This is a genomic window from Streptomyces sp. RKAG293, from assembly GCF_023701745.1.
Lineage (GTDB): Bacteria > Actinomycetota > Actinomycetes > Streptomycetales > Streptomycetaceae > Actinacidiphila.
Genome location: NZ_JAJOZB010000001.1, coordinates 3,428,502 through 3,450,190, shown reverse-complemented (window position 1 = coordinate 3,450,190; position 21,689 = coordinate 3,428,502). Strand labels below are relative to the sequence as shown.

General features: G+C 70.9%; 17 protein-coding genes, 2 tRNA genes and 1 pseudogene. 9 read left to right on the top strand and 11 right to left on the bottom strand.

Features of this window, described 5'->3' with window-relative positions:
• Nucleotides 1–15 precede the first annotated feature (15 nt).
• From LNW72_RS15305 to pepN, 3 genes are all read right to left on the bottom strand, one after another.
• Nucleotides 16–3,333 carry a S8 family serine peptidase gene (locus LNW72_RS15305; protein WP_250975923.1) on the bottom strand — a complete coding sequence of 1,106 codons (3,318 nt, stop codon included), beginning with the start codon at nucleotides 3,331–3,333 and terminating at the stop codon, nucleotides 16–18.
• 155 nt (nucleotides 3,334–3,488) lie between these two features.
• A complete protein-coding gene (locus tag LNW72_RS15300) occupies nucleotides 3,489–4,496 on the bottom strand; it encodes a hypothetical protein (protein ID WP_250975922.1) in 1,008 nt (335 codons plus the stop codon).
• A gap of 281 nt (nucleotides 4,497–4,777) precedes the next feature.
• The gene (gene pepN / locus LNW72_RS15295; RefSeq protein WP_250975921.1) at nucleotides 4,778–7,354 is read right to left on the bottom strand and encodes an aminopeptidase N; all 2,577 of its coding nucleotides are present in this window, start codon (nucleotides 7,352–7,354) and stop codon (nucleotides 4,778–4,780) included.
• A 214-nt stretch (nucleotides 7,355–7,568) separates the two neighbouring features.
• Between pepN and LNW72_RS15290 the strand changes: the two are divergent.
• A pseudogene (locus LNW72_RS15290) lies at nucleotides 7,569–8,143 on the top strand (disulfide bond formation protein DsbA).
• A complete protein-coding gene (locus LNW72_RS15285; protein ID WP_250975920.1) occupies nucleotides 8,143–8,535 on the top strand; it encodes a VOC family protein in 393 nt (130 codons plus the stop codon). The pseudogene LNW72_RS15290 and the gene LNW72_RS15285 overlap by 1 nt, the downstream one beginning before the upstream one ends.
• 88 nt (nucleotides 8,536–8,623) lie before the next feature.
• Here LNW72_RS15285 and LNW72_RS15280 read toward each other — a convergent pair whose 3' ends face one another.
• Nucleotides 8,624–9,265, bottom strand: coding sequence for a superoxide dismutase (locus tag LNW72_RS15280; RefSeq protein WP_250975919.1), 642 nt, complete (start codon nucleotides 9,263–9,265; stop codon nucleotides 8,624–8,626).
• Between the two features lie 84 nt (nucleotides 9,266–9,349).
• Nucleotides 9,350–10,750 carry an amino acid permease gene (locus tag LNW72_RS15275; RefSeq protein WP_250975918.1) on the bottom strand — a complete coding sequence of 467 codons (1,401 nt, stop codon included), beginning with the start codon at nucleotides 10,748–10,750 and terminating at the stop codon, nucleotides 9,350–9,352.
• Nucleotides 10,751–11,087: 337 nt separating this feature from the next.
• Between LNW72_RS15275 and LNW72_RS15270 the strand changes: the two genes are divergently transcribed.
• Nucleotides 11,088–11,690, top strand: coding sequence for a biotin transporter BioY (locus tag LNW72_RS15270; RefSeq protein ID WP_250975917.1), 603 nt, complete (start codon nucleotides 11,088–11,090; stop codon nucleotides 11,688–11,690).
• 58 nt (nucleotides 11,691–11,748) lie between these two features.
• On the opposite strand, the gene LNW72_RS15265 is transcribed toward LNW72_RS15270, so the two are convergent.
• The gene (locus tag LNW72_RS15265) at nucleotides 11,749–13,194 is read right to left on the bottom strand and encodes an amino acid permease (protein WP_250975916.1); all 1,446 of its coding nucleotides are present in this window, start codon (nucleotides 13,192–13,194) and stop codon (nucleotides 11,749–11,751) included.
• Nucleotides 13,195–13,342: 148 nt separating this feature from the next.
• On the opposite strand from LNW72_RS15265, the gene LNW72_RS15260 reads away from it, so the two are divergent.
• Entirely contained in the window at nucleotides 13,343–13,828 is a 486-nt protein-coding gene (locus LNW72_RS15260) for a ribose-5-phosphate isomerase (protein WP_250975915.1), read from the top strand.
• A 7-nt stretch (nucleotides 13,829–13,835) separates the two neighbouring features.
• Nucleotides 13,836–14,657, top strand: coding sequence for a DNA-formamidopyrimidine glycosylase family protein (locus tag LNW72_RS15255; protein ID WP_250980165.1), 822 nt, complete (start codon nucleotides 13,836–13,838; stop codon nucleotides 14,655–14,657).
• A 5-nt stretch (nucleotides 14,658–14,662) separates the two neighbouring features.
• Here LNW72_RS15255 and LNW72_RS15250 read toward each other — a convergent pair whose 3' ends face one another.
• On the bottom strand, nucleotides 14,663–15,895 hold the full coding sequence (locus LNW72_RS15250) for a GNAT family N-acetyltransferase (RefSeq protein ID WP_250975914.1): 1,233 nt from the start codon (nucleotides 15,893–15,895) through the stop codon (nucleotides 14,663–14,665).
• 112 nt (nucleotides 15,896–16,007) lie between these two features.
• Here LNW72_RS15250 and LNW72_RS15245 point away from each other — a divergent pair, with 112 nt between their 5' ends.
• Nucleotides 16,008–17,150 (top strand): PP2C family protein-serine/threonine phosphatase, encoded by a 1,143-nt coding sequence (locus LNW72_RS15245; protein WP_250975913.1) that lies wholly within the window; start codon nucleotides 16,008–16,010, stop codon nucleotides 17,148–17,150.
• A gap of 228 nt (nucleotides 17,151–17,378) precedes the next feature.
• Entirely contained in the window at nucleotides 17,379–17,573 is a 195-nt protein-coding gene (locus LNW72_RS15240; RefSeq protein WP_138357641.1) for a hypothetical protein, read from the top strand.
• On the opposite strand, the gene LNW72_RS15235 is transcribed toward LNW72_RS15240, so the two are convergent.
• Entirely contained in the window at nucleotides 17,538–18,551 is a 1,014-nt protein-coding gene (locus LNW72_RS15235; RefSeq protein WP_250975912.1) for an asparaginase, read from the bottom strand. The two genes, LNW72_RS15240 and LNW72_RS15235, sit on opposite strands and share 36 nt — an antisense overlap.
• Nucleotides 18,552–18,681: 130 nt before the next feature.
• On the opposite strand from LNW72_RS15235, the gene LNW72_RS15230 reads away from it, so the two are divergent.
• Nucleotides 18,682–19,134 carry an Lrp/AsnC family transcriptional regulator gene (locus LNW72_RS15230; RefSeq protein WP_138357640.1) on the top strand — a complete coding sequence of 151 codons (453 nt, stop codon included), beginning with the start codon at nucleotides 18,682–18,684 and terminating at the stop codon, nucleotides 19,132–19,134.
• Between the two features lie 66 nt (nucleotides 19,135–19,200).
• On the opposite strand, the gene LNW72_RS15225 is transcribed toward LNW72_RS15230, so the two are convergent.
• The 3 genes from LNW72_RS15225 to LNW72_RS15215 all read right to left on the bottom strand — a co-directional run bounded on the left by LNW72_RS15225 (nucleotide 19,201) and on the right by LNW72_RS15215 (nucleotide 21,428).
• The gene (locus LNW72_RS15225; RefSeq protein ID WP_250975911.1) at nucleotides 19,201–20,829 is read right to left on the bottom strand and encodes a hypothetical protein; all 1,629 of its coding nucleotides are present in this window, start codon (nucleotides 20,827–20,829) and stop codon (nucleotides 19,201–19,203) included.
• 66 nt (nucleotides 20,830–20,895) lie between these two features.
• A complete protein-coding gene (locus tag LNW72_RS15220; RefSeq protein ID WP_250975910.1) occupies nucleotides 20,896–21,267 on the bottom strand; it encodes an arsenate reductase family protein in 372 nt (123 codons plus the stop codon).
• Between the two features lie 90 nt (nucleotides 21,268–21,357).
• A tRNA-Gly gene (locus LNW72_RS15215) sits at nucleotides 21,358–21,428 on the bottom strand.
• Nucleotides 21,429–21,587: 159 nt separating this feature from the next.
• Here LNW72_RS15215 and LNW72_RS15210 point away from each other — a divergent pair.
• Nucleotides 21,588–21,664: transfer RNA gene (locus LNW72_RS15210), tRNA-Pro, on the top strand.
• Nucleotides 21,665–21,689: the final 25 nt, after the last annotated feature.

Genomic DNA, 21,689 nt, shown 5'->3' with positions numbered 1-21,689 from the left:
CTGATCAGATGCTGGTCAGCCGGTGACCTTCTTGATGATGACGCTGCCGGTTCCGGCGATGGTGCCGCGGGAGTTCAGCAGCTGCACCTCACCGAAGAACTGACGTCCTTCGGGGGCCGGGGACGCGGCCACGACCTGCGCGGAGAAGGACGCCGAGGCGCCGTTCGCCAGCGAGACGGTCTTGGTCTCGTCGACCTTGACCTGGCCGAGCGAGTCCGCGAAGTACACGTCCTTGTAGTTGTACTCCGTGGTGCCCGCCGGGACCGAGTAGCCGGTCACGACGACGGTGTACGTACCGGCCGCCGGGTTGGCGATGCTGACGGCTTCCTCGGAGTCGCCGTCCGCGGACGAACCGACCTTGGTGGAACCGAGGTAGACCTCGAGGTCGAGGTCGGCGCCGGTGTCCGAGGTGGAACCGATCGCCACGTCGAGCCGGGAGGCGCCGGGGCCGACGACCAGCGTCGTCTGCTTCGTCTCGCCCTGCGCGATGGTCGGGCGGGCGGTCAGCGCGGAGCCGAGGGCGCCGCCCTTCAGCTTGCCGTCAAGGGCGGCGAAGCCGTTGGTGACCTTCCAGTTGACCGCGGCGGGGGTACCGACCTTGGCCTCGTCGAGGGTCTGCACGGCCGGGTCGAAGGACACACCCAGCACCGACGCCGTGACGGCGTACGGGTTGTTCAGCAGCGGCGAGGTACGGCGTGCCTCGACCTCGATCTCCCAGACGCCCGGCAGCGGGTCGGTGTACGACCGCAGGTCCGGACGGCACTTGTTGTTCGGGTTCACGTAGTTGAGGTAGCACGACGGGGTGGACGTGTCGTCCATCGGAACGCCGTACGGGTTGATCGCGATGAACCGGGTCTGGCTGGTCGCCTGGATGCCGCCGAGGGCGATCTCCAGGGACTTGGCGCCGGCCGGCACGTTCAGGAAGTACGAGGTGGTGCTGTTGCGCTGCACCACGCCCGACTCCTTGGTGGAGAAGGCGGGCTTGGCCAGCGGCTTCGAGACCACGACGGTGGCCAGGATCTGCTGGTCGGTGCCCTTGGTGCGCTTGTCGTCAACGGTCAGGATGACGCTGTGCAGACCGGTGGTCTTCGCCTTCGCGGTGACCTTGACGGTGACCGGCACGTTCAGCGGCAGCGAGACCTCGCTGCTGCCGGCGAGCTTGAAGGTGCCGTCGTTGTTCACCAGCGCCAGCGAGTGCTTGACCGGGCGGTCGGAGCCGGTGGTGCGGGTGATGGTGACGTCGTACGTCCGGGTCTGGCCGGTCTTGAGGCCGCCCTCCCGGTCGTAGATGCCGGTGCCGAAGCCCGGGGTCTTCAGGAACGCCGACAGCGCGGTGTTGACCGGAGCCTTGACGGTGTACTCGTTGGCCGAGACACCCGCCTTGATCAGGTTCCAGGCGCCGTTGATGTCGATCAGACCGGAGCCCTCTTCGTACGCCTGCGCGCCCGCGATGTGCTTCGCGGAGCTCGTCAGCGCGGTCCGCAGGGCGGCCGGGTTCAGGGCGATGTTCTTCTGCTTCGCGGCGGAGATCAGCAGTGCGCTGGCGCCCGCGGCCTGCGGCGAGGCCATCGAGGTGCCCTGCAGCATCGCGTAGCCGGGCGGCAGGCTGTAGCCGGCCTCGGCGACCGGGCTGCCGGCCTCCCAGGTCGGGACCGTGTTGATCGACGCGCCGGGCGCGGTGATGGTCGGCGTGAAGCCACCGTCCTCACGCGGGCCGCGCGAGGAGAACGGCATCATCTGGTACGCCTTGTCCACCTGCGAGCCGTAGTTGGCCGCCCAGGTGTCCTTGGAGATCGACGCACCGACGCTCAGGACCTTGTCGGCCAGGCCGGGGTCGCCGATGGTGTTGGCACCCGGGCCGCTGTTGCCGGCCGAGATGACCAGCTGGACGCCGTAGGTGTCGATGAGGCGCGTGTACAGCTCGGCGCGCGCGTTGTTGGCGTCGTTCAGCGCGGGCAGGCCGCCGATGGACATGTTGACGATGTCCACGCCGTGGTTCACGACGAGGTCGATCATGCCCTCGGTGAGCGCGACGTTGGTGCAGCCGCCGCTCCAGGTGCAGGCGCGCGAGGAGACGATCTTCGCGCCGGGAGCCGCACCGGTCATCTTGCCGCCGAACAGGCCGTTCGCGGAGGTGATGCCCGCGACGTGGGTGCCGTGCTCGGACTGGACGAGGCCGATGTTGACGAAGTCGGCCTTCTTGCCGACCCAGTCGCCGCCGTACGGGTCCGTCGGGACGTCCTTGCGGATCTGGACGACGAACGGGATCGACTCGGAGATGGCCGTCGCCGGGTTGTCCGTCCCGAAGTGCGCGATCTGGAAGCCGTTCTTGTACGGCTTGAGCGCCTCGTCGTCGCTGAAGTCGCCGTTGTTGTTCAGGTCGACCCGCACGGTGCCGGCGGCGGCGTCGTAGAGCACGCCCCAGACATCGGTGGTGTCGCCGTCACGGTTCAGGTCGCCCGCCATGTCGCCGCCGACCGTCGCGGCCTCGGAGAACGTGTTGAACATGTACGAGCCGGCCGGCGCGGTCCAGGTGCGGCCCGCGATGGTGAAGGTGGGGCCGGAGACCGCGGCCGTCATGCGGCGCCAGGTGGCGTCGCCGTCGGTTATCGGGTCGGTCGAGGTGACCCAGTCGACGATCTTGCGCTCGCCGGTGGTGGTCTTCTGCAGCGCCGGGTGACCGAGGTCGACACCGGAGTCCAGGATGCCGATGGTCACGCCGCGGCCGTCGGCCTTGGGCTGGTTCTTGACGAAGTCCACCGCGCCGGTCTCGAAGGCCGGCTGGTACGGGTTCTTCACCGGGGTGCTCGCGCTGGGACCGGGGTAGGTCTTCGCGGCGGCCTTGCCCTTGGCCTTCGCGCCCTTGGCGGTGTCCGCCACGGGGGTCGGGTCGTCGAGCGCGATCTCCTGCTTGAGGTCGATGCCGTGGACCGAGGTCAGCTTCTGCGCCTTGGCGATCGCCGCGTCCGCCTTGGCGGTCGGGACGGTCGCTCGCACATAGCCGAGCTTGTCGTAGGTGCTCCCCACCGAGGCGCCGGAGGCACCGAGCTGGTCGACGACCTGCTTGGTGGCGCCGGGAGCGGTGGCGATCATCATCGTCACGGTCTTGTCGCCGTCGGACTTGGCCTTGGCCAGGAGCTGCGCGTCGGCAGAACCGAGCTTGTCGGTGGAAGCCTTGACCGGGGCGGAAGCGGGGCCGCCGGTCGGAGTGCCGCTGGGGGCGTTGTCGGCGAACGCGGTGGCGGACCCGGTCGCGGCCAGTGCGGCCACCAGGCCCGCGGCGAGCGCGACGCGGGCCACGCGTCTCTTGGCGCGTATGTGATCGAGAGGCATGGGCATCCTTGTTCGGAAAACGGTGCCGGTTGACCGCTAAGAGTCACGTAAGCGACCGGTGTTTGTGGAGAGTTGTCCGAGGCAGGATGTGGACATGACGTATTTCCGCCATACGCCATCACCGGCAAAGCGCGCGTAAAGGAGTAAAGCGCCGGTCAACTCGGGGTCACGACCACGTAAGCGGCCGGAGTCCGGTCCGTCGAAGCCATCAGCGCGGTGCGCACCACGGTCGCCTGCTGTTCCAGGGTGTCCCGCAGTTTCTTCGGGGTGAGGTGCACGACGGTGATGCCGAGTCCCTCCAGGTGCTCGCGCTTCTGCGCGTACTGCGACCACAGGGCGTCGTCGTCCTGGCGGGGTCCGCGCGCGTCGATCTCCACCGCCACCGCGTGCTCCGGCCAGTACGCGTCGACGCCGCCCAGCGACGGCCCGCCGGGCAGCCGCAGATCGACGTGCCACACCGGGTCCGGCAGGCCGAAGCAGGTCACCATCTCGTACAGCCGGCCCTCGGCGAGCGCCCGGCCCTCCGCCAGCAGCGCGTCCACCGCGTCCACCACGTGCGGCCGGGACAGCAGCCGGGCCCGGCTCAGTTCCCGGACCACCGCGGCGGCCTCGCAGTGCCCGCCGCGCACCGCCTCGGTCAGCAGCCGCCGAACGGTCTCGGCGTCGTCGAGGTCCGCCACCGCGTCGGCCAGCGCACGGGGCACCGGGGCGCACGGCAGTCCGGTCACCTGCTGCGGCCGGGGCAGCGTGTGCGCCCGGCGGATCGCCACGTCCCCGGCGTCCCGCAGCCGCCGCTGGCGCGCCACCAGGACGTCGATCCGGTCGATCCCCAGCAGCGGCGGCACCGAGGAGAACCGGTGCAGCGCCAGCGCCGCCAGCCCGGTGACCATCGCCTCACCGTCGCCGGGGCCGCCCGTGCCGCCCGGCTCGCAGCCCGCGTACAGCAGCGCCGCCCGCAGCCGTTCGTCGCTGGTGGGCGGTCCCGCGTGCAGCAGGAACACCTGCGGCAGCAGCTGCTGCCACGGGCCGCCGGGCCGGCAGCGTTCCGCCAGGGTGCTCGCGGTCACGCCGTGCTCGCGCAGCTGACGTGTCGTCAAGATCCTTTGCTGGGTGCGGGAAAGGTGGTCCAGGGGGCGCGGGGTGTGCGGTGCGTTGTGGTTCATGTCGGGTTGGTTCCGCCGCTGGACCGCCCGCTAACCGCTGTTACACAGCCGTCGACAAACCGGGACAACTCCGCACTAAAGTTCAGGCGTTCGGATGCCGATGGGCGAATTTCACCTATTCGGATGACAGCCCGCTGTTCGGTGGGCGGGCGAGCGGCGGAAGCCTGCCCATCGCATGACGGAACCCCGCCGCGTCACCGTTCGATGGGGTGACGCTCCCCCCAGCTACCGCTGGGAGGTGCCCCCAGGTCCGCAAGGTACGGGGACGTGGGGGCCAGGCCCTAGCCGTCGGTCGCCTGGGCGCGCAGCGCGCGGGACAGGTCGTCGCTGGCCTCCAGGACGAGCCGGCGCAGGGCGGGCGCCGCGTCCGTGTGCGCGTCGAGCCAGCCGCCGGCCGCGTCGACGGTCTCCTGGGCGATCCGGTACCGCGGGAAGAGGCCCCGCACGATCGCCATGCCGATCTCGATCGAACGCTGCGACCAGATCCGCTCGATCACGGCGAAGTACCGGTCGGCGTAGGGCGCCAGCAGCTCCTCCTGGCCCGGCTGGTCGAACCCGGCGATGCTCGCCTCGACCAGCGCGTTCGACAGGGAGTCGGACTCCACGACCGACGCCCACACCTGCGCCTTGACCGCGGCCGACGGCCGGGCGGCGAGGCAGCGCACCTGGTGCCGTCGCCCGGAGGCGGTGTCGTCGCGCGCCAGTTCCGCCGCGATCACGGCCTCGTCGACCTCGCCCGCGGCGGCCAGCGGCTCCAGGAAGGACCAGCGCAGCTCCTGGTCGATCTCCAGCCCGTCGATCTTGGCGCTGCCTTCGAGCAGCCCGCTCAGCAGCTGGAGATCGGCCGCCGACGCCGCCACCGAGGCGAAGAAGCGCGCCCAGGCGAGCTGGTGACCGCTGCCCGGCTCGGCCTGCCGCAGCTCGGTCAGCGCCCCGTCCGCCAGCGCCCTGGCGCCCTCGGCGCGCCACTCCGGCGCCGCGTACTGGTGCAGCGCGGTCTGCGCCTGCTGGTGCAGCGACTGCAGCACCCCGATGTCGGACTCCTGCCCGGCGAACCGCAGCACGAGCCCGAGGTAGTCACGGGCCGGCATCAGCGCGTCCCGGGTCATGTTCCACACCGCGGACCAGGCCAGCGCCCGCGCCATGGGGTCGGACAGATCGCCCAGGTGCTTGCGCAGGGTGTCGAGGGAGTCCGGGTCGAACCGGATCTTGCAGTACGTCAGGTCCTCGTCGTTGACCAGGATCAGATCGGGCCGCTCGGCGCCGGCCAGCTCCGTCACGATGGTGCGGGAGCCCGTCACATCGGTCTCGGCGCGGGCGTAGCGCTCCAGCGCGCCGCCCGCGGCCCGCCGGTACAGGCCGACGGCGACGCGGTGCGGCCGCAGTTCGGGGTGCGACGCGGCGGCGGTCTGCAGAACGGACAGCCGGGTGATCCGTTCCTCGGCGTCGTACACGGCCTCCGGCGTCAGCGAGTTCACACCGGCGGTCTGCAGCCAGGCGCGGGACCACTGCGCCATGTCCCGGCCCGAGGTCTCCTCCAGCACCGCCAGCAGGTCCGCCAGCGTGGTGTTCCCGTACGCGTGCCGCTTGAAGTAGCGCCTGGCCGCCTCCAGGAAGGCGTCCGCGCCGACATAGGCGACGAGCTGCTTCAGCACGGACGCGCCCTTGGCGTACGTGATGCCGTCGAAGTTGAGCTTGGCGTCCTGCAGGTCGTGGATGTCCGCGGTGACGGGGTGCGTCGAGGGCAACTGGTCGGCCCGGTACGCCCACGCCTTGCGGCGGTTGGCGAAGGTGATCCAGCCGTCCGTGAAGCGGGTCGCCTCCACCTGCGAGTACGCGCCCATGAAGTCCGCGAACGACTCCTTGAGCCACAGGTCGTCCCACCACTGCATGGTGACCAGGTCGCCGAACCACATGTGCGCCATCTCGTGCAGGATGACGTTGGCCCGGCCCTCGTACGCCGCCTGCGTCACCTTGCCGCGGAAGACGAACTCCTCGCGGAACGTGACACAGCCCGGGTTCTCCATCGCGCCGATGTTGTACTCGGGCACGAACGCCTGGTCGTACTTCCCGAAGGGGTACGGGTAGTCGAAGGTGTCGTGGAAGAAGTCCAGGCCCTGCTTGGTGACGGTGAAGATGTCGTCCGCGTCGAAGTGCGGCGCGAGCGAAGCCCGGCACAGCGCGCCGAGCGGGATGTCCAGCACGGTGCCGTCGTCGAAGGTGCGCGAGTAGTGGTCGCGCACCACGTGGTACGGCCCGGCGACGACGGCCGTGATGTACGTCGAGATCGGCTTGGTGGGCGCGAAGTCCCAGGTCGCCGAGGAGGGGTCGGCGTCCCGCGCGGGGCCGGCCTGAGCCTCGTTGCTCAGGACGGTCCAGTGCGCGGGCGCGGTCACCGAGAAGGTGAAGGGCGCCTTGAGATCCGGCTGCTCGAAGTTGGCGAAGACCCGGCGGGCGTCGGCCGGCTCGTACTGCGTGTAGAGATACGTCTCGCCGTCCTCCGGGTCGGCGAACCGGTGCAGCCCCTCGCCGGTGCGGCTGTAGGCGCACCGCGCGTCCACGGTGAGGACGTTCTCGGCGGCGAGGCCGTCGAGGGCGACCCGCGTCCCGTCGAACACGGCCGCCGGGTCCAGCTCCCGTCCGTTCAGCACCACGGACTCGACCGAGGGTGCCAGCAGATCCACGAAGGTGGCCGCGCCCGGCTGCGCGGACCGGAAGCGGATCGTGGTCACCGAGCGGAACGTGTCCTCGTCGGGCCGGGTGGCCGACCGCAGGTCGAGCGCGACCTCGTATCCGTCGACCGAAAGGATCCGCGCGCGTTCGCGGGCCTCGTCGCGGGACAGGTTCTCACCGGGCACTGATGACTCCTTTGTCAGCATCGTCGATCGATTCGAATACTGCCACGCCGCACCAATGGGCGACAGGCGGGAATGCCGCCCCCGATCCCGAGGTTTCCGAGGTACGAGCAGTCCCGTGCCGTGTTGGTTTTGTTCCTGAGGAGAAGAAGAAGTGACCACAGCCGAGAAGACCCCCGTCGACTTCTGGTTCGACCCGCTGTGCCCCTGGGCGTGGATGACCTCGCGCTGGATGCTGGAGGTCGAGAAGGTCCGGCCGGTCGAGGTCCGCTGGCATGTGATGAGCCTGGCCGTCCTCAACGAGTCCAAGCTCGACGAGCTGCCCGAGCGGTACCGCGAGCTGCTCGGCCCGAAGGGCTGGCGGCCGGTGCGCGTGGTCGTCGCGGCCCAGCAGAAGTTCGGTGACGAGGTCGTCGGCAAGCTCTACACCGCGCTCGGCACCCGCTTCCACAACCGCGGCGAGGGCGCGACCCTGGAGGCGATCGCGGGGGCGCTGGAGGACGCCGGCCTCCCTGCGGACCTGATCGACTTCGCTGACAAGGACACCTACGACGCCGAGGTGCGCGCCTCCCACCAGGAGGGCATCGACAAGGTCGGCCAGGACGTCGGCACCCCGGTCATCGCCGTTCCCGGCGCCGACGGCGAGCAGGTCGCCTTCTTCGGCCCGGTCGTCACCCCCGCCCCAAGGGCGAGGCCGCGGCCCGCCTCTGGGACGGCACGCTGCTGGTGGCCTCCACCCCCGGCTTCTACGAGATCAAGCGCACCCGGACCGCCGGGCCGATCTTCGACTGATGCCGTACCTCGGACTGGTGACCCTCGTCGTCCGCGACTACGACGAGGCCATCGCCTTCTACACCGGCGCCCTCGGCTTCGAGCTGCGCGAGGACACCGCGCGTGACGACGGCAGCCGCTGGGTGATCGTGGATCCTCGCGGGTCGCGGGGGCAGGGGACGGGACTCCTGCTGGCGCGCGCCTCGACGCCCGAGCAGGAGGCGCGGATCGGCGGCCAGACCGGCGGCCGGGTCGGGCTGTTCCTGAACACCGACGACTTCGACCGCGACTACAAGCACATGGTCGCGGCCGGCGTCGTCTTCGAGGAGGAGCCCCGGCACGAGGCCTACGGTTCCGTCGTCGTCTTCCAGGATCTGTACGGCAACCGCTGGGACCTCATCGAACCCCGCTGACGCGGGTCGGCGGGCGAGGGTTCGGCAGAACAGGGTGAAGGCCCCCGCGCGACACCACCGCGCGGGGGCCTTCGGCCTTCGGGGCGCGCTACGGCGCCAGCAGCAGCCCGCTCGTCCGCTCCTTGGCGGCGGCGAAGCGTGCCTGGACGTCCTGCCAGTTCACGACGCGCCACATGGCCTCGACGAAGTCGACCTTCTGGTTGCGGTACTGAAGATAGAACGCGTGCTCCCAGGCGTCGAAGACGAGCAGCGGAACGCTGCCCTGGCCGACGTTCCCCTGGTGGTCGTAGATCTGCTCGACGATCAGCCGCTCGCTGAGCGGCTCGTACGCCAGCACGCCCCAGCCGGAGCCCTGCGTGGTGGCCGCGGCCTTGGAGAGCTGGGCCTTGAAGCGGTCGAAGCCGCCGAAGTTCTCCGCGAGGGCGTCCGCGAGCTGCCCCGTGCCGTCCCGGTCCAGCGGCTCGCCACCGCCGTCACCGGACATGTTCGACCAGTAGATGCTGTGCAGGATGTGGCCGGAGAGATGGAAGGCGAGGCTCTTCTCCAGCCCGTTGATGCCGCCCCACTGCTCCTTGTCACGGGCCTCGGCGAGCTGGTCGAGGGTGTCGTTCGCGCCCTTCACGTACGCCGCGTGGTGCTTGTCGTGGTGCAGCTCGATGATCTCGCCGCTGATCACGGGCTCCAGCGAGGCGTAGTCGTAGGGCAGTTCAGGAAGCGTGTACGTGGGCATGCGCGAGTTCCTCCGGCCGCTAGGTTATTGCAAGTCGTATGCAAGTGCACGCTAGCAGCAGGAGTGTGTCCGGCCCGGGTGCCCCTACCGGCCCGGTCGGCCCGGGGTCCGGCGGCGGTCCCGGCGGTCCCGCCACTCCCGTCCGAGGGCCACCGCGAGCACCACGCCCGTCGCCCCCGCCGACCACAGCACCTGCGGGCGCGCCGCGTCGTCGGTCAGCATCAGCACCAGGACCGCGGCCATCCCCGCCAGTGCCGCCCAGCTCAGCCAGGGGAAGCACCACATCCGCAGGCTGAGCGCCCCCGGCGCCTCGCGCTCCAGCCGCCGCCGCAACCGCAGCTGCGAGGCGGCGATCAGGCTCCACACCACGAGCAGCACCGCGCCCACCGCGTTGAGCAGGTACTGGAAGACCGAATCCGGCCACTTCAGATTGAGCAGCACCGACCCGAAGCCGAACGCGACGGACGCCAGCACCGCCGGCCGCGGCACCCCGCCGCGCGAGACCTTCGTCAGCGCGGCCGGCGCCTCGCCCCGCTCGGCGAGCGAGAAGATCATCCGCGACGAGCCGTACAGATTGGCGTTGAGTGCCGACAGCAGTGCGACGAACACGACGATGTTCATGATCTGGGCGGCCCCGGAAACGCCGATCCGGTCCAGTACCGCGACGTACGGGCTCTGACCGGGCACGACGGAGTCCCACGGCAGCAGCGTCACGATGACGAGCATCGAGCCCACGTAGAAGAGCAGGATCCGCCACACCGCGCTGCGTACCGCGCGCCCCACCGCGCGCGCCGGGTCGTCCGACTCGGCCGCCGCGATGGTCACGACCTCCAGGCCGCCGAACGCGAAGACGACCGCGAGCACCCCCGAGACCACCCCGTCCCAGCCGTTGGGCAGGAAGCCGCCGCGGCCGGTGAGGTTGGCCAGGCCCACCGGGTCGGTGTCGGGCAGCAGCCCGAGGACCGCCAGCAGGCCCAGCACCAGGAAGAGCACGATCGCGCCGACCTTGAGGGCCGCGAACCAGAACTCGAACTCGCCGAAGTTGCCGACGGCGGCGAGGTTCGCGGCGGTGAACACCACCATGAAGAGCAGCACCCACGCCCAGGTCGGCACCGATGGCAGCCAGCCGTTCGCGATCTTCGCCGCGCCGGTCGCCTCCACCGCCAGCACCACGACCAGCAGCAGCCAGTACAGCCAGCCCACCGTGAAACCGGCCCAGCGGCCGAAGGCCCGTTCCGCGTGCACCGAGAAGGACCCGGAGGCGGGCATCGCGGCCGACATCTCGCCGAGCATCCGCATCACCAGCATCGCGAGCAGGCCCGCGATCAGATACGAGACGACGATCCCCGGCCCGGCGACCGCGATCCCGGCGCCCGAGCCGACGAACAGCCCCGCACCGATCACCCCGCCCAGGCCGAGCATGGTCAGATGGCGCTGCTTCAGCCCGGCCGACAACGGCTCGGCGGGGGGAGATACCTCGTGCACGGTGCTCGAACTCTCACAGGATCGGGGGAGGGGGACGGTGGAGGAAGCGGTGGGCTTTGGTGGGACCCCACAGTGTCCCCGTGCCTGGGCACGCTCCGCAAAACCCGTCCGCGTCGGGCGGGGTGTCCCGCGCCGACCGTGACGAGCATCACGTGACCTGCTGAAACAAGCGAAACGCAAGCGCGGCGGCGAAAGCCGGCCGGTGCAGGGAACTCTCCAAGACGCCGAGCACGGCTTTGTCGGCTGCCGACGGTGATCTTGGGTTGTCCGCTGCGTTAGCGTCGCGGCGTCACCTGTACGGACCCGGCCCGGCCGACCTCTCACCCACGGAGTACCGATGAGCACCGCTGTTGTCCCTGACACCCGGACCGGGACGGTCCTCGCCGATCTGCTCCCCGCCTCCTCCGCCGCCCGGGCCCGGGTGCGCGACGTGGCGCTGGTGCTCGGCGGCGCCGCGCTCACCGGCCTGGCCGCGCAGCTCTCGGTGCCGGTCCCCGGCTCCCCGGTCCCGGTCACCGGCCAGACCTTCGCCGCGCTGCTCGTCGGCACCGCGCTCGGCGCCCGCCGCGGCTTCGCGGCCCTGGCGCTGTACGCCGTCGCGGGTGTCGCGGGCATGCCGTGGTTCGCGGAAGGCTCGTCGGGCTCCGCCATGCCGAGCTTCGGCTACATCCTCGGGATGCTGCTCGCCTCGGCCGCCGTCGGCGCGCTCGCCCGCCGCGGTGCGGACCGCACCGTGCTGCGGACGGCCGGTGCCATGGTGCTCGGCAGCGTGATCATCTACGCGGTCGGAGTGCCGTACCTGGCGCTGGCCGCCCATCTCTCCTTCGGCAAGGCCGTTTCGCTCGGCCTCACGCCGTACCTGCTCGGTGACGCCCTCAAGGCCGCGCTCGCGATGGGCGTGCTGCCCGCCGTCTGGCAGCTGGTGGGCCGCCGCGGCTGACCCGCCGGACAGCACGGCGGCCCGGCCCCTGGGGGACCGGGCCGCCGTCGTTCCACGGCTACGAGCCGACGACAGCGTCCTTGCGACCGCTCTTCATCCGCTCACGGACCAGCGAGATCGCGATGACCACGGCCGCCACCAGCAGCGACAGCAGCACCTGCGGGCGGCCGTCCTTGTCGGTGAGCATGTAGACGAGCACGAACGAGATCATGCCGATGGTCGCCCACGTCAGGTACGGGAAGAGCCACATCCGCACGATGAGCTTCTCCGGTTCCTCCCGCTCGATGATCCGGCGCATCTTCAGCTGCGAGAAGCAGATGACCAGCCAGACGAACAGCGCGACCGCGCCGGACGAGTTGAGCAGGAACTTGAAGACCGTGTCCGGCCACTCGTAGTTGAAGAAGACCGCGACGAAGCCGAACAGGACCGAGCCCAGGATCGCGTTCCGCGGCACCCCGCCCTTGCTGGTGCGCGCGAACCGCGCCGGCGCGTCGCCGCGCTGCCCGAGCGAGAAGGCCATCCGGGACGCCGTGTACAGGCCGGAGTTGAGGCAGGACAGCACGGCCGTCAGCACGATGACGTTCATGATCTCGCCGGCGTGCGCGATGCCTATCGAGTCCAGGGCCGCGACGTACGAGCCCTTCTTGGTGATCGCCGGGTCGTCCCACTTCAGCAGGGACACCACGATGAGGATCGAGCCCAGGTAGAAGACGCCGACACGCCAGATGACGCTGTTGGTCGCCTTGGTGATCGCCTTGCGCGGGTTCTGGGACTCGCCCGCCGCGAGGGTGACGATCTCGCTGCCCATGAACGAGAACACCACCATCAGCACACCGGTGAGGATCGCGCCCGGCCCGTTCGGCAGGAAGCCGCCGTGTCCGGTGAGGTTCGCCATACCGACCGCTTCGTGGTCGGAGCCCGGCAGGATGCCGAAGGCGGCGAGCCCGCCGAGGACGATGAACGCGGCGATGGCGACGACCTTGATCCCGGCGAACCAGAACTCGAACTCGCCGTACGAGCCGACGGAGACCAGGTTGGTCGCGGTCAGCACCGCCATCACGATCAGCGCCCAGGCCCACTGCGGGACCGAGGACACCCAGCCGTGCAGGATCGTCGCGCCGGCCGTCGCCTCGACCGCCAGCACCACGACCCAGAAGAACCAGTAGAGCCAGCCGATGGAGAACCCGGCCCAGCGGCCGAGCGCCCGGTCCGCGTAGGCGGAGAACGAGCCGGACGTGGGATTGGCCACCGCCATCTCGCCCAGCATCCGCATGACGAACACGACCATCGTGCCGACGAGGGCGTACGAGAGCAGGATGCCCGGGCCTGCTGCCGCGATACCGGAGCCGGAGCCGACGAACAGGCCGGCGCCGATGACACCGCCGATCGCGATCATCGACAGATGACGGTTCTTGAGTCCGGCCTGGAGGCCGGACGACTGCTGTGGAGTCCTGTCTTCCTGTTGGGGGGCGTCGGTCACGACTGAGGGGGGAAGTGAGCTCATGGGGTCGCATCCAATACCCGGAACGACCACTTACGGAACAGCGGAGGACAGCTGAGGCCAATTCGTTGTTTTAACCTCAAATAACCCTCAAGCGCGCCTGACGCCCCCCTGACCTCTGCCCGCCTCCGGACATGCCACACTCGTCCGTATGCGCGTGTATCTCGGCTCCGACCATGCCGGCTTCGAACTCAAGAACCACCTCGTCGAGTGGCTCAAGGCCAACAACCACGAGGTGACGGACTGCGGTCCGCACATCTATGACGCCCAGGACGACTACCCGCCGTTCTGCCTGCGGGCCGCGGCGGGCACCGCCGCCGACCCCGGCAGCCTCGGCATCGTCATCGGTGGCTCCGGCAACGGCGAGCAGATCGCCGCGAACAAGGTCAAGGGCGTCCGCGCCGCACTCGCCTGGAGCGAGCAGACCGCCGCCCTCGGCCGTGAGCACAACGACGCCAACGTGATCAGCATCGGCGGCCGGATGCACACCGAGGACGAGGCGATCAAGTTCGTCGAGATCTTCCTCGCCACCCCGTACTCCGGCGAGGACCGGCACACCCGCCGCATCGACATGCTCACCGCGTACGAGAACACCGGTGAGCTCCCCCCGATCCCGGCCCACCACCCGCAGGGCTGACCGCACCATGCCCGAAGGGCACACGATCCACCGGCTGGCCGCCGACCACCTCGAGAGGTTCGGCGGCCGTCCTGTGCGGGCGAGCAGCCCCCAGGGCAAGTTCTCCGACAGCGCCGCACTGCTGGACGCCGCGGTCCTCGACCGCGTCGACGCCCACGGCAAGCACCTGTTCCTCGGCTTCGACGGGACGGGCTGGGTCCACATCCACCTGGGCCTGTTCGGCAAACTCGGCTTCGGCGACGGCAAGGCCCCGCCGCCCACCGACACCGTCCGGCTGCGGCTCGCCAACCCGGACTCGTACGCCGACCTGCGCGGCCCCACCACCTGCGCGCTGATCACCGACGGCGAGAAGCACGCGATACACGCCCGCCTCGGCCCGGACCCGCTGCGCCCGGCGGACGACCCGGCCAAGGCATGGCACCGCATCACGCGCAGCCGCAGCACCATCGCGGCACTCCTGATGGACCAGAAGATCATCGCGGGAGTGGGAAACGTCTACCGGGCCGAAGTCCTCTTCCGCCACGGCATCGACCCCTACCTCCCCGGCCGCGACATCACCCGCGCCCAGTGGGACGCGATGTGGACCGACCTGGCCGCCCTCATGCGCGAGGGCGTCCGCAACAACCGCATCGACACCGTCCGCCCGGAACACGAGCCCGAAGCCATGGGCCGCCCGCCCCGCCAGGACGACCACGGCGGCGAGGTCTACGTCTACCGCCGCACCGGGCAGCCCTGCCTGATCTGCGGGGGAGAGATCCGCACGGCGGGCCTGGCAGCGAGAAACCTGTTCTGGTGCCCGCGCTGCCAGGGGCCTTCGGCGGCAGGTTAGAAACCTCAGAACCCGTGCGGCAACCACGGCTTGACGTCGGAAGCGAATGCCGCCGACGCCTCGGCCAGTGCGCCCGGACGCAGTTCCTTGATCCGCCCCGCCGCCGCGAGGGCGCTGAGCGAGAAGCCGCCCAGATACGCCGCCCCCAACTCCCGTGCCGAGAGCGCCAGGTCCGCGGAATCACCCGTGCGGGCACACGTGGCCCCCTTCGCGTCGCCCGCCAGCCGCCAGCGGCCGGCGTTCCACGGGCAGAACGCGTCCTCGACGTCGAGGACCACGTCGACCGGAGCCGCGTACGTCCGTGCCTCCAGGGCCGCGCCGACGTCCACCGTCCGGACGAACAGCCCGTCGCGGAGCCCGATGCCGCACCGGCGGACGTCGGAGACCAGATGGAGCACCGGGTCGTCGGCCGGCCGGTTGCGGATCCGTACCGAGGACGTCAGGTCGAGGCCGAACAGGAAGTTCCACAGCGCCGCGTACGCCACCGGGTCGAGCGCCTCGACATCGCGCGGCAGCACCGCGCCGTCGGGCCCGGTCGCCGGGCTCCAGATCGGCCGCACCGCGTACCGCGCATACCCGCGCACCTCACCGTCCACCTCGGCGAGGACGCACAGCAGCTCGCCCGCGCCGTCCCGGTTCCCCTTCGGGTCGAGCAACGGCAGCCGGTCCCAGCCCGGTTGCCGGGCGAGCATCCCCGGCCGGGCGGCGACCCGCTGCGCGTAGACCGCCTCGCACGCCTCCCGTGCCGCGGTGGGCGCCACGATCCGCAGCCGGACCCGGTCGGTCCCGGCGGGCAGGTTCAGCCGGACGCGGTTGGTGTCGATCTCCAGCCGCATCTGGTCCGTGGCCTGCCCGTAGCCGAAGCGGCCGTAGATCGCCGGCTCCGAGGCGGTGAGCACCGCCAACGGCTCGCCCGCCGCCCGCACATCGTCCAGCTGCCTGCGCATCATCGACGTCAGCACCCCGCGCCGGCGATGCGTCGGCTGCACGCTGACCATCGTCACGCCCGCGGCCGGCACCAGCGCGCCGCCCGGCACCGACAGCCGGAACGAGAACGCTCCCGCGGTGCCGGCGATCTCGTCCCCGTCCCATGCCGCGAGCGACCGTTCGCACTCGGTCAGCTCCCGCCACAGCGCCCGTTCCTCCCGGGACTCGGCCGGGCCTCCGAAGGCGCGCTCCAACTTCCCGTACCAGTCGTCCCACTGCCCGGCGTCAAGCACCCGCAATTCGGTCGTCATACACCCTGCCTACCAGCCCTCTTACCGTGATGCGAGCGCATTTACCGCAGACGGCGACCCACCGTCCAGGGAATCGACGTGCCGCCGAAAGGGTGGGTAGGGTCGCCGGAACATGGGTAAGGACGCGGCAAGAGACAGTCTTGGCACCCGGTGGCGCCGGTCGCTGCACAGGGTCCGCCTCGGCCTGCGCAAGTCCGCCGTCGACTACTTCCGCGGGGACGCCTCGGACTGGCTGGCCCTGACCGTGCTGATGCTCACGGTCCCGGCGCTCGCCTACACCACCGTCTGCATCCCCGTCTGGTGCCCGCCCAGCGCCCTCGTCCTGCCGATCCTCACCGGCGGCCTGCTGCTGCGCCCGGCGAGCCTCCTGGTGCTCTACACGAGCGCCGCGGTCGCGCTGGTCGTCGAGGCCGCGGTCCTCGGCCCGTACCGCGACGGCCCGTCCCGGGTGACCCCCGGCATCGTCCTGGTGGTCTCCGCCGTCGCCCTCTCCGGACTGCTCATCGCCCAGTTCCGCAGCCGGGTCGGGGTGCCGTGGCGGGGCGGCCACACCATGCTGTTCGACCTGCGGGAACGGATCCGGGTGCAGAGCCGGCTGCCCAGGCTCCCGGCGGGGTGGCACGCCGAGATGGCGCTGCGCCCGGCCGGCGGTCAGTCCTTCTCCGGCGACTTCGTGGTCGCCACCCGCACGCTGGGCGGCCGGGTGCTCGAAGCGGTGCTGACCGACGTGTCCGGCAAGGGCATGGACGCCGCGTCCCGTTCCCTGCTGCTGTCCGGCGCCTTCGGCGGCCTGCTCGGCTCGCTGCCGCCGCACGCGTTCCTCACCGCCGCCAACGGCTATCTGCTGCGCCAGAACTGGGACGAGGGTTTCGCGACCTCCATCCACCTGGTGCTCGATCTCGAGAGCGGCGACTACGAGTTGCTCTCAGCCGGCCATCTGCCCGGCGTGCAGCTCAGCGCGGGAACCGGCCGCTGGGAGGAGATGGCGGCGGAGGGCCCGTTGCTGGGGGTCTACGACGGCGCCGAATTCCACGGCGTCAAGGGCACGTTGCGGTCGGGCGACGTTCTGCTGCTGTTCACCGACGGCCTGGTCGAGGCCGCGGACCGGGACATCACCGAGGGAATCGACCGGCTGATCGGCGAGGCCGACCGGTTCGTCGCCACGGGATTCCGCGGCGCCGCCTGGCGGTTGATCGAGGCGGTCGCCAAGGACGTCAACGACGACCGTGCGCTGCTGGTCGTGTGCCGTGACTGACGGCGCGGCGCCCCCTCCGGCACCACCGTCACCACGCCCCCAACACCGGTGTTCCGCACGCCAGTTCGCCACCCCTGTTCTTGAGGCCGCCTGTTTGTGGCCGGGTTGTCGTGGAACGATGTGGTTCCCGGGTCCATAGTGTCGCTGCTTGGTGGCACGATGGATGTGGCGCGGGGGCGCGGCGACTCCCCGGACCGTTGCGGCGTACCGAAGAGGAAGTGATCCGCTGTGGCCATCTCCCTGTCCGTAGTCCTGTTGTTGGGCGTCATTCTGGTGGTCATGATCAGGGGGAAGTCGATCAAGGTCGGCCCCGCGATAGTGGCCGCCCTGTTCGGCTTCTTCATCGCGTCGACCAATATGGCGCCCTCGGTGAACCGTTTCCTTACCTCACTTGCCGACACCATCAACCAGATAAAGCTCTGACGTCGAGTCCACGATCCGGCGCAGCGCGGCGGGGCGGTCCGCGCGGTCGGGCGTGCACAGCAGGGCGGAGAGCACCGCGATGCGGGCCTGTCCCGCGCGCAGCGAGCCGGCCAGCACGGCGCCCGCCTCGACCAGGTCCACGGCTCCGCCGCCGGTGTAGATCGGCGCCACCGCGCCGGCCGCCACCCGGGTGCTGACCGCGACGAGGACACCGGCCGCCACCGCCCGGCCTACCGCGGCCGCGAAGTCCGGGGTCGCGTTGCCGGCTCCGGTGCCGACCAGCACGATGCCCTCGGCGCCGGCGGCCAGCGCGGCGTCGAACAGCACCGGATCGGCGTCGCTGTGGTGCATCACGATGTCCACCCGCGGCGGCCGTACGTCCGCGGCGGGCAGCGGCAGCGCCTCCGGCCGGGGGCGGTGCCGCCCCCAGGTGACCCGGCCGAACTGCACCCGGCCCAGCGGCAGCCCCGTCGGGTCGGCGAACGCCTGGACGTCGACGGTGTGCTTCTTCACCGTGCCGCGGGCCGCGTGCACCAGCCCGCCGAAGGCGATGACCGCGCCGATGTCCCGGCCGGTGGAGGCCGTCAGCAGTGCGTCGTAGAGATTGCCCGCCGCGTCGCCGTCGGCCGCGTCGAGCGGCTTCTGCGCCCCGGTGAGCACGACCGGCCTGCGGTCCGCGTGGTGCAGGTCCAGCAGGAAGGCGGACTCCTCCAGGGTGTCCGTGCCGTGCGTGACGACCACGCCGTCGACGGCCGGGTCGGCCAGCACCTCGTGCACCGTACGCAGCAGTTCCAGCTGGTGGGCGGTGGTCAGCCGGGAGCTGTTGACGGTGAACAGGTCCACGACCCGTACGTCGACGCCCTCGGGGATCGCCCCCGCGGCCAGCACCTCGAGGCCCGCGGCCTCCGCCGCGTAACCGGCTCCCTGCCACCTGCTGGCTATCGTGCCCCCGGTGCTGATGACGACGATGTGCGGCACTGTGACCCGCTTCCGCGTGTTGTCTGATAAGTCCGTCTGATAAGTCCACGGCAAGGATATGCGGATATTGACAACATTTGATTGCTGATTACGGCGCGAAATGCTCACGACAGTGCTAGAAAATGTCACCATGGACGCCATCGACAGACGAATCTTGCGCGAGCTGCAGGCCGACGGCCGGCTGACCAACCAGGAGCTGGCCCAGCGGGTCGGCCTCACCCCTTCCCCCTGCCTGCGCCGGGTGCGCCAGCTGGAGGACGACGGGGTGATCCGCAGCTACCGCGCCGTCGTCGAGCCGGCCGCCGTCGGCCGCGGCTTCGAGGTCTTCGCCTCCGTCGAGGTCCGCCGCGACCGCGACTCCGTCGCCGCCTTCGAGGCCCAGCTCCAGTCCACCCCTGACGTGGTCGAGGCCTACCGCCTCTACGGCGCCCCCGGCTGCCTCCTCCGCATCGCCGTCGCCGACAGCGAGGCCTACGAGCGCTTCTGGACCGAGAAGCTGATCTCCCTCCCGGGCGTCAGCGACGTCAACTCCCAAATGATTATGAAACGTATCAAAGCCCCCCAGGGCGTCCCGGTCGACTGACCGCGGCCCCCTGCCGGGTGGCAGGGGGCCGCGGTGATCTCGTACGGGTGGGCCGTCGGACCCGTCCTAGAACAGGTTGTGGCCGGTGGGCCAGCCGCTGCGGGCCAAGGTGGCCGGGGCGCCCAGCGTCCCGTCCGCCGCCGGGACGAAGAGTTGCAGGCCCTGCGTCCGGGTGGTGGCGAGCAGGTCGTTGCGGCCGTCACCGTTCAGGTCGAACGGAGCGAGGAAGAGCGGGTGCTGCGCCGTCTTCCAGCCCGAAGCCGCGATGACGGTGGGGTCGCCGAGGCTCCCGGGATCCAGCTGGTCCGAGCTCCAGTCCCGCAGGATCGGGTACTGGGAGAGGGTGCCGGCCACGCCGTCGCGCACCCACACCTTCGGCAGGTCGCCGTCCACGAGCTGGTCGGAGATCGCGACGGTCTTGTCGGCCCAGCCGCTCTGCACCAGGGTGATCACCCTGCCCACCACCGCGTCGCGTCCCAGCGGGGCATAGACCAGGCGGTCGCCCTCCTTCGCCAGGAGGAAGCCGGAGAACTGCGGGTTCGGGCTCACGACCAGCTGCGTCGCCGCCGACCAGTCATGGGTGTCCACGCCCGACAGGGCCGGAACCGGGGTCCCGAATCCGCCCTTGCCGTTGCCCGGGTAGACGAACAGCTGCGAACCGCGGCGCACCAGGAGGTCGTTGCGCGGGTCGGTGTCCTGGTTGAGGCCGGACAGCGGCACGTTGTAGCCGGCGCGGGCGATCAGCGTGCCCCGCCAGTCCCCGCCGTCCGAGAGCACGGGCGCGCCGAACGTGCCGTTCGCCCGGCCGGGGTGCAGGTAGAGCTTGCCGTCGGTCCCGACGCTGAACAGGTCGGGGTGGCCGTCACCGGAGTAGTCCCCGGGGGGCTCGACGAACGGGGTGGTGATCCAGTACTCCACGCGGGCGGTGTCCGACCGCTGGCCCGCCCGGTCCACGCTGAAGACCTTGACGCTGCTCGGCCCCGAGCTGTCCGGGGTGACGAACGTCGCGGTCGCCGTCCCGTCCGGCCCGACCGGCGCCCACTGCGGCCCGCAGCCGTGCGGACCGGTCGGGTGGCTCGTGTCCGGTTCGTCGGCGGCTCGTACGGAGAAGCAGAAGCCGTCCACCTCGCTTCCCGCGGGGACCGTGAACCTGAGGCTGCGCACGGTGCCGGCCGGCACACCCGGCCCGCTGTTCGGGTAGCCGTCGGTGAACGCGACCGTCGGGGTGGGGGGCCGGTCACGGTCCACCGAGAAGCCGCACGGGGCGGCCCACGCGGAGCTCGGGCCCGCGCTGTTCTCCAGACGCGCGGACCACGCGTACCCCTCCCCGGACGGGAGCAGCTCGTCCGGCACCGAGAACGTCGACGCCTGGCCGCCCGCGAGGCTGGTGAGCACCGCCTCCGCGACGGGGGCGTTCTCGTCGCCCTTCCAGACCTTGAAGTGGACCGACGGCCGCGGCTCGGCCGGGCTGGTGCCGTCCACCCGGGCGCTCAGCGCGACCCGGGTGTTGCCTATCCAGGGCAGCGGGGTCCCGCTGGCGCAGGCGTTCCCCGGATGCGTCTGCAGGTCGCTCAGCGCGTACGGATACGCGTCGGCCTGTGCGGTGCCGGTGGTCGCCATGCCCAGCGCGCACGTGACGGCCGCCACGGCGGCCCCCCAGCGGGCCAGGTTTCTGCGGTGTCGTGAGTGGAACACGTACCCCTCCCAAGTTCTACGTGTTGATCACCGGACCATAGCCCGCGCCACCGACACCGCCGGGCCTCAGCCCGCCCCGCCGCGCCCCAGTGCGTCGCGTACCGCGTCCTCAGTGCGGGCCACCTGGGCCGTGCCGTCGTCGGAGGTGATGATCGGGCGCTGGATGAGGGAGGGGTGGGCGGCGAGGGCGTCGATCCAGCGGTCGCGGTCCTCGGGGGCGCGGCCCCACTCCTTCAGGCCCAGCCCGGCGGCGGCCGGCTCCTGGGTCCGTGCGATGTCCCACGGCTCCAGCCCCAGCCGCCCCAGCACCGCCCGCAGCTCGACCGCGTCCGGCGGGTCCTCCAGATAGCGGCGGACGGTGTACTCCGCGCCCTCGGCGTCCAGGGTGCTCAGCGCGGAGCGGCACTTCGAACAGGCGGGATTGATCCAGATCTCCATGCCCGGCACCCTAGAACGCACCGGCACCCTGGAACGCGGCCGGCCCGTGACCGGGACGGAAGTCCTCGGGCACGGGCCGGAGCCGTACAGAGCGGGCGACGGGAATCGAACCCGCGTAGCTAGTTTGGAAGACTAGGGCTCTACCATTGAGCTACGCCCGCAGCGCCACAGATTCTGGCACACCGCATCGTAGCGGCTCGCACACCCCCGCCGCACACCGGTAAATCCGGGTGTGTGACCCGGCCGGGATTCAGTTGAAGTCGCGACGGAATATTGGCCGCCCGCGTGTACCAGGGCATGTACTCTACGTCTCGCACCAGCGGGGTGTGGCGCAGCTTGGTAGCGCGTCCGCTTTGGGAGCGGAAGGCCGTCGGTTCGAATCCGGCCACCCCGACCAGATGACTTTGCCGAGCGGGACGGGC

Coding starts and splice junctions, on each gene's coding strand:
- LNW72_RS15305 (WP_250975923.1), bottom strand. CDS start 3,333: ATGCCTCTCGATCACATACGCGCCAAGAGACGCGTGGCCCGCGTCGCG.
- LNW72_RS15300 (WP_250975922.1), bottom strand. CDS start 4,496: ATGAACCACAACGCACCGCACACCCCGCGCCCCCTGGACCACCTTTCC.
- LNW72_RS15285 (WP_250975920.1), top strand. CDS start 8,143: ATGCCGTACCTCGGACTGGTGACCCTCGTCGTCCGCGACTACGACGAG.
- LNW72_RS15280 (WP_250975919.1), bottom strand. CDS start 9,265: ATGCCCACGTACACGCTTCCTGAACTGCCCTACGACTACGCCTCGCTG.
- LNW72_RS15270 (WP_250975917.1), top strand. CDS start 11,088: ATGAGCACCGCTGTTGTCCCTGACACCCGGACCGGGACGGTCCTCGCC.
- LNW72_RS15265 (WP_250975916.1), bottom strand. CDS start 13,194: ATGAGCTCACTTCCCCCCTCAGTCGTGACCGACGCCCCCCAACAGGAA.
- LNW72_RS15260 (WP_250975915.1), top strand. CDS start 13,343: ATGCGCGTGTATCTCGGCTCCGACCATGCCGGCTTCGAACTCAAGAAC.
- LNW72_RS15255 (WP_250980165.1), top strand. CDS start 13,836: ATGCCCGAAGGGCACACGATCCACCGGCTGGCCGCCGACCACCTCGAG.
- LNW72_RS15250 (WP_250975914.1), bottom strand. CDS start 15,895: ATGACGACCGAATTGCGGGTGCTTGACGCCGGGCAGTGGGACGACTGG.
- LNW72_RS15245 (WP_250975913.1), top strand. CDS start 16,008: ATGGGTAAGGACGCGGCAAGAGACAGTCTTGGCACCCGGTGGCGCCGG.
- LNW72_RS15230 (WP_138357640.1), top strand. CDS start 18,682: ATGGACGCCATCGACAGACGAATCTTGCGCGAGCTGCAGGCCGACGGC.
- LNW72_RS15220 (WP_250975910.1), bottom strand. CDS start 21,267: ATGGAGATCTGGATCAATCCCGCCTGTTCGAAGTGCCGCTCCGCGCTG.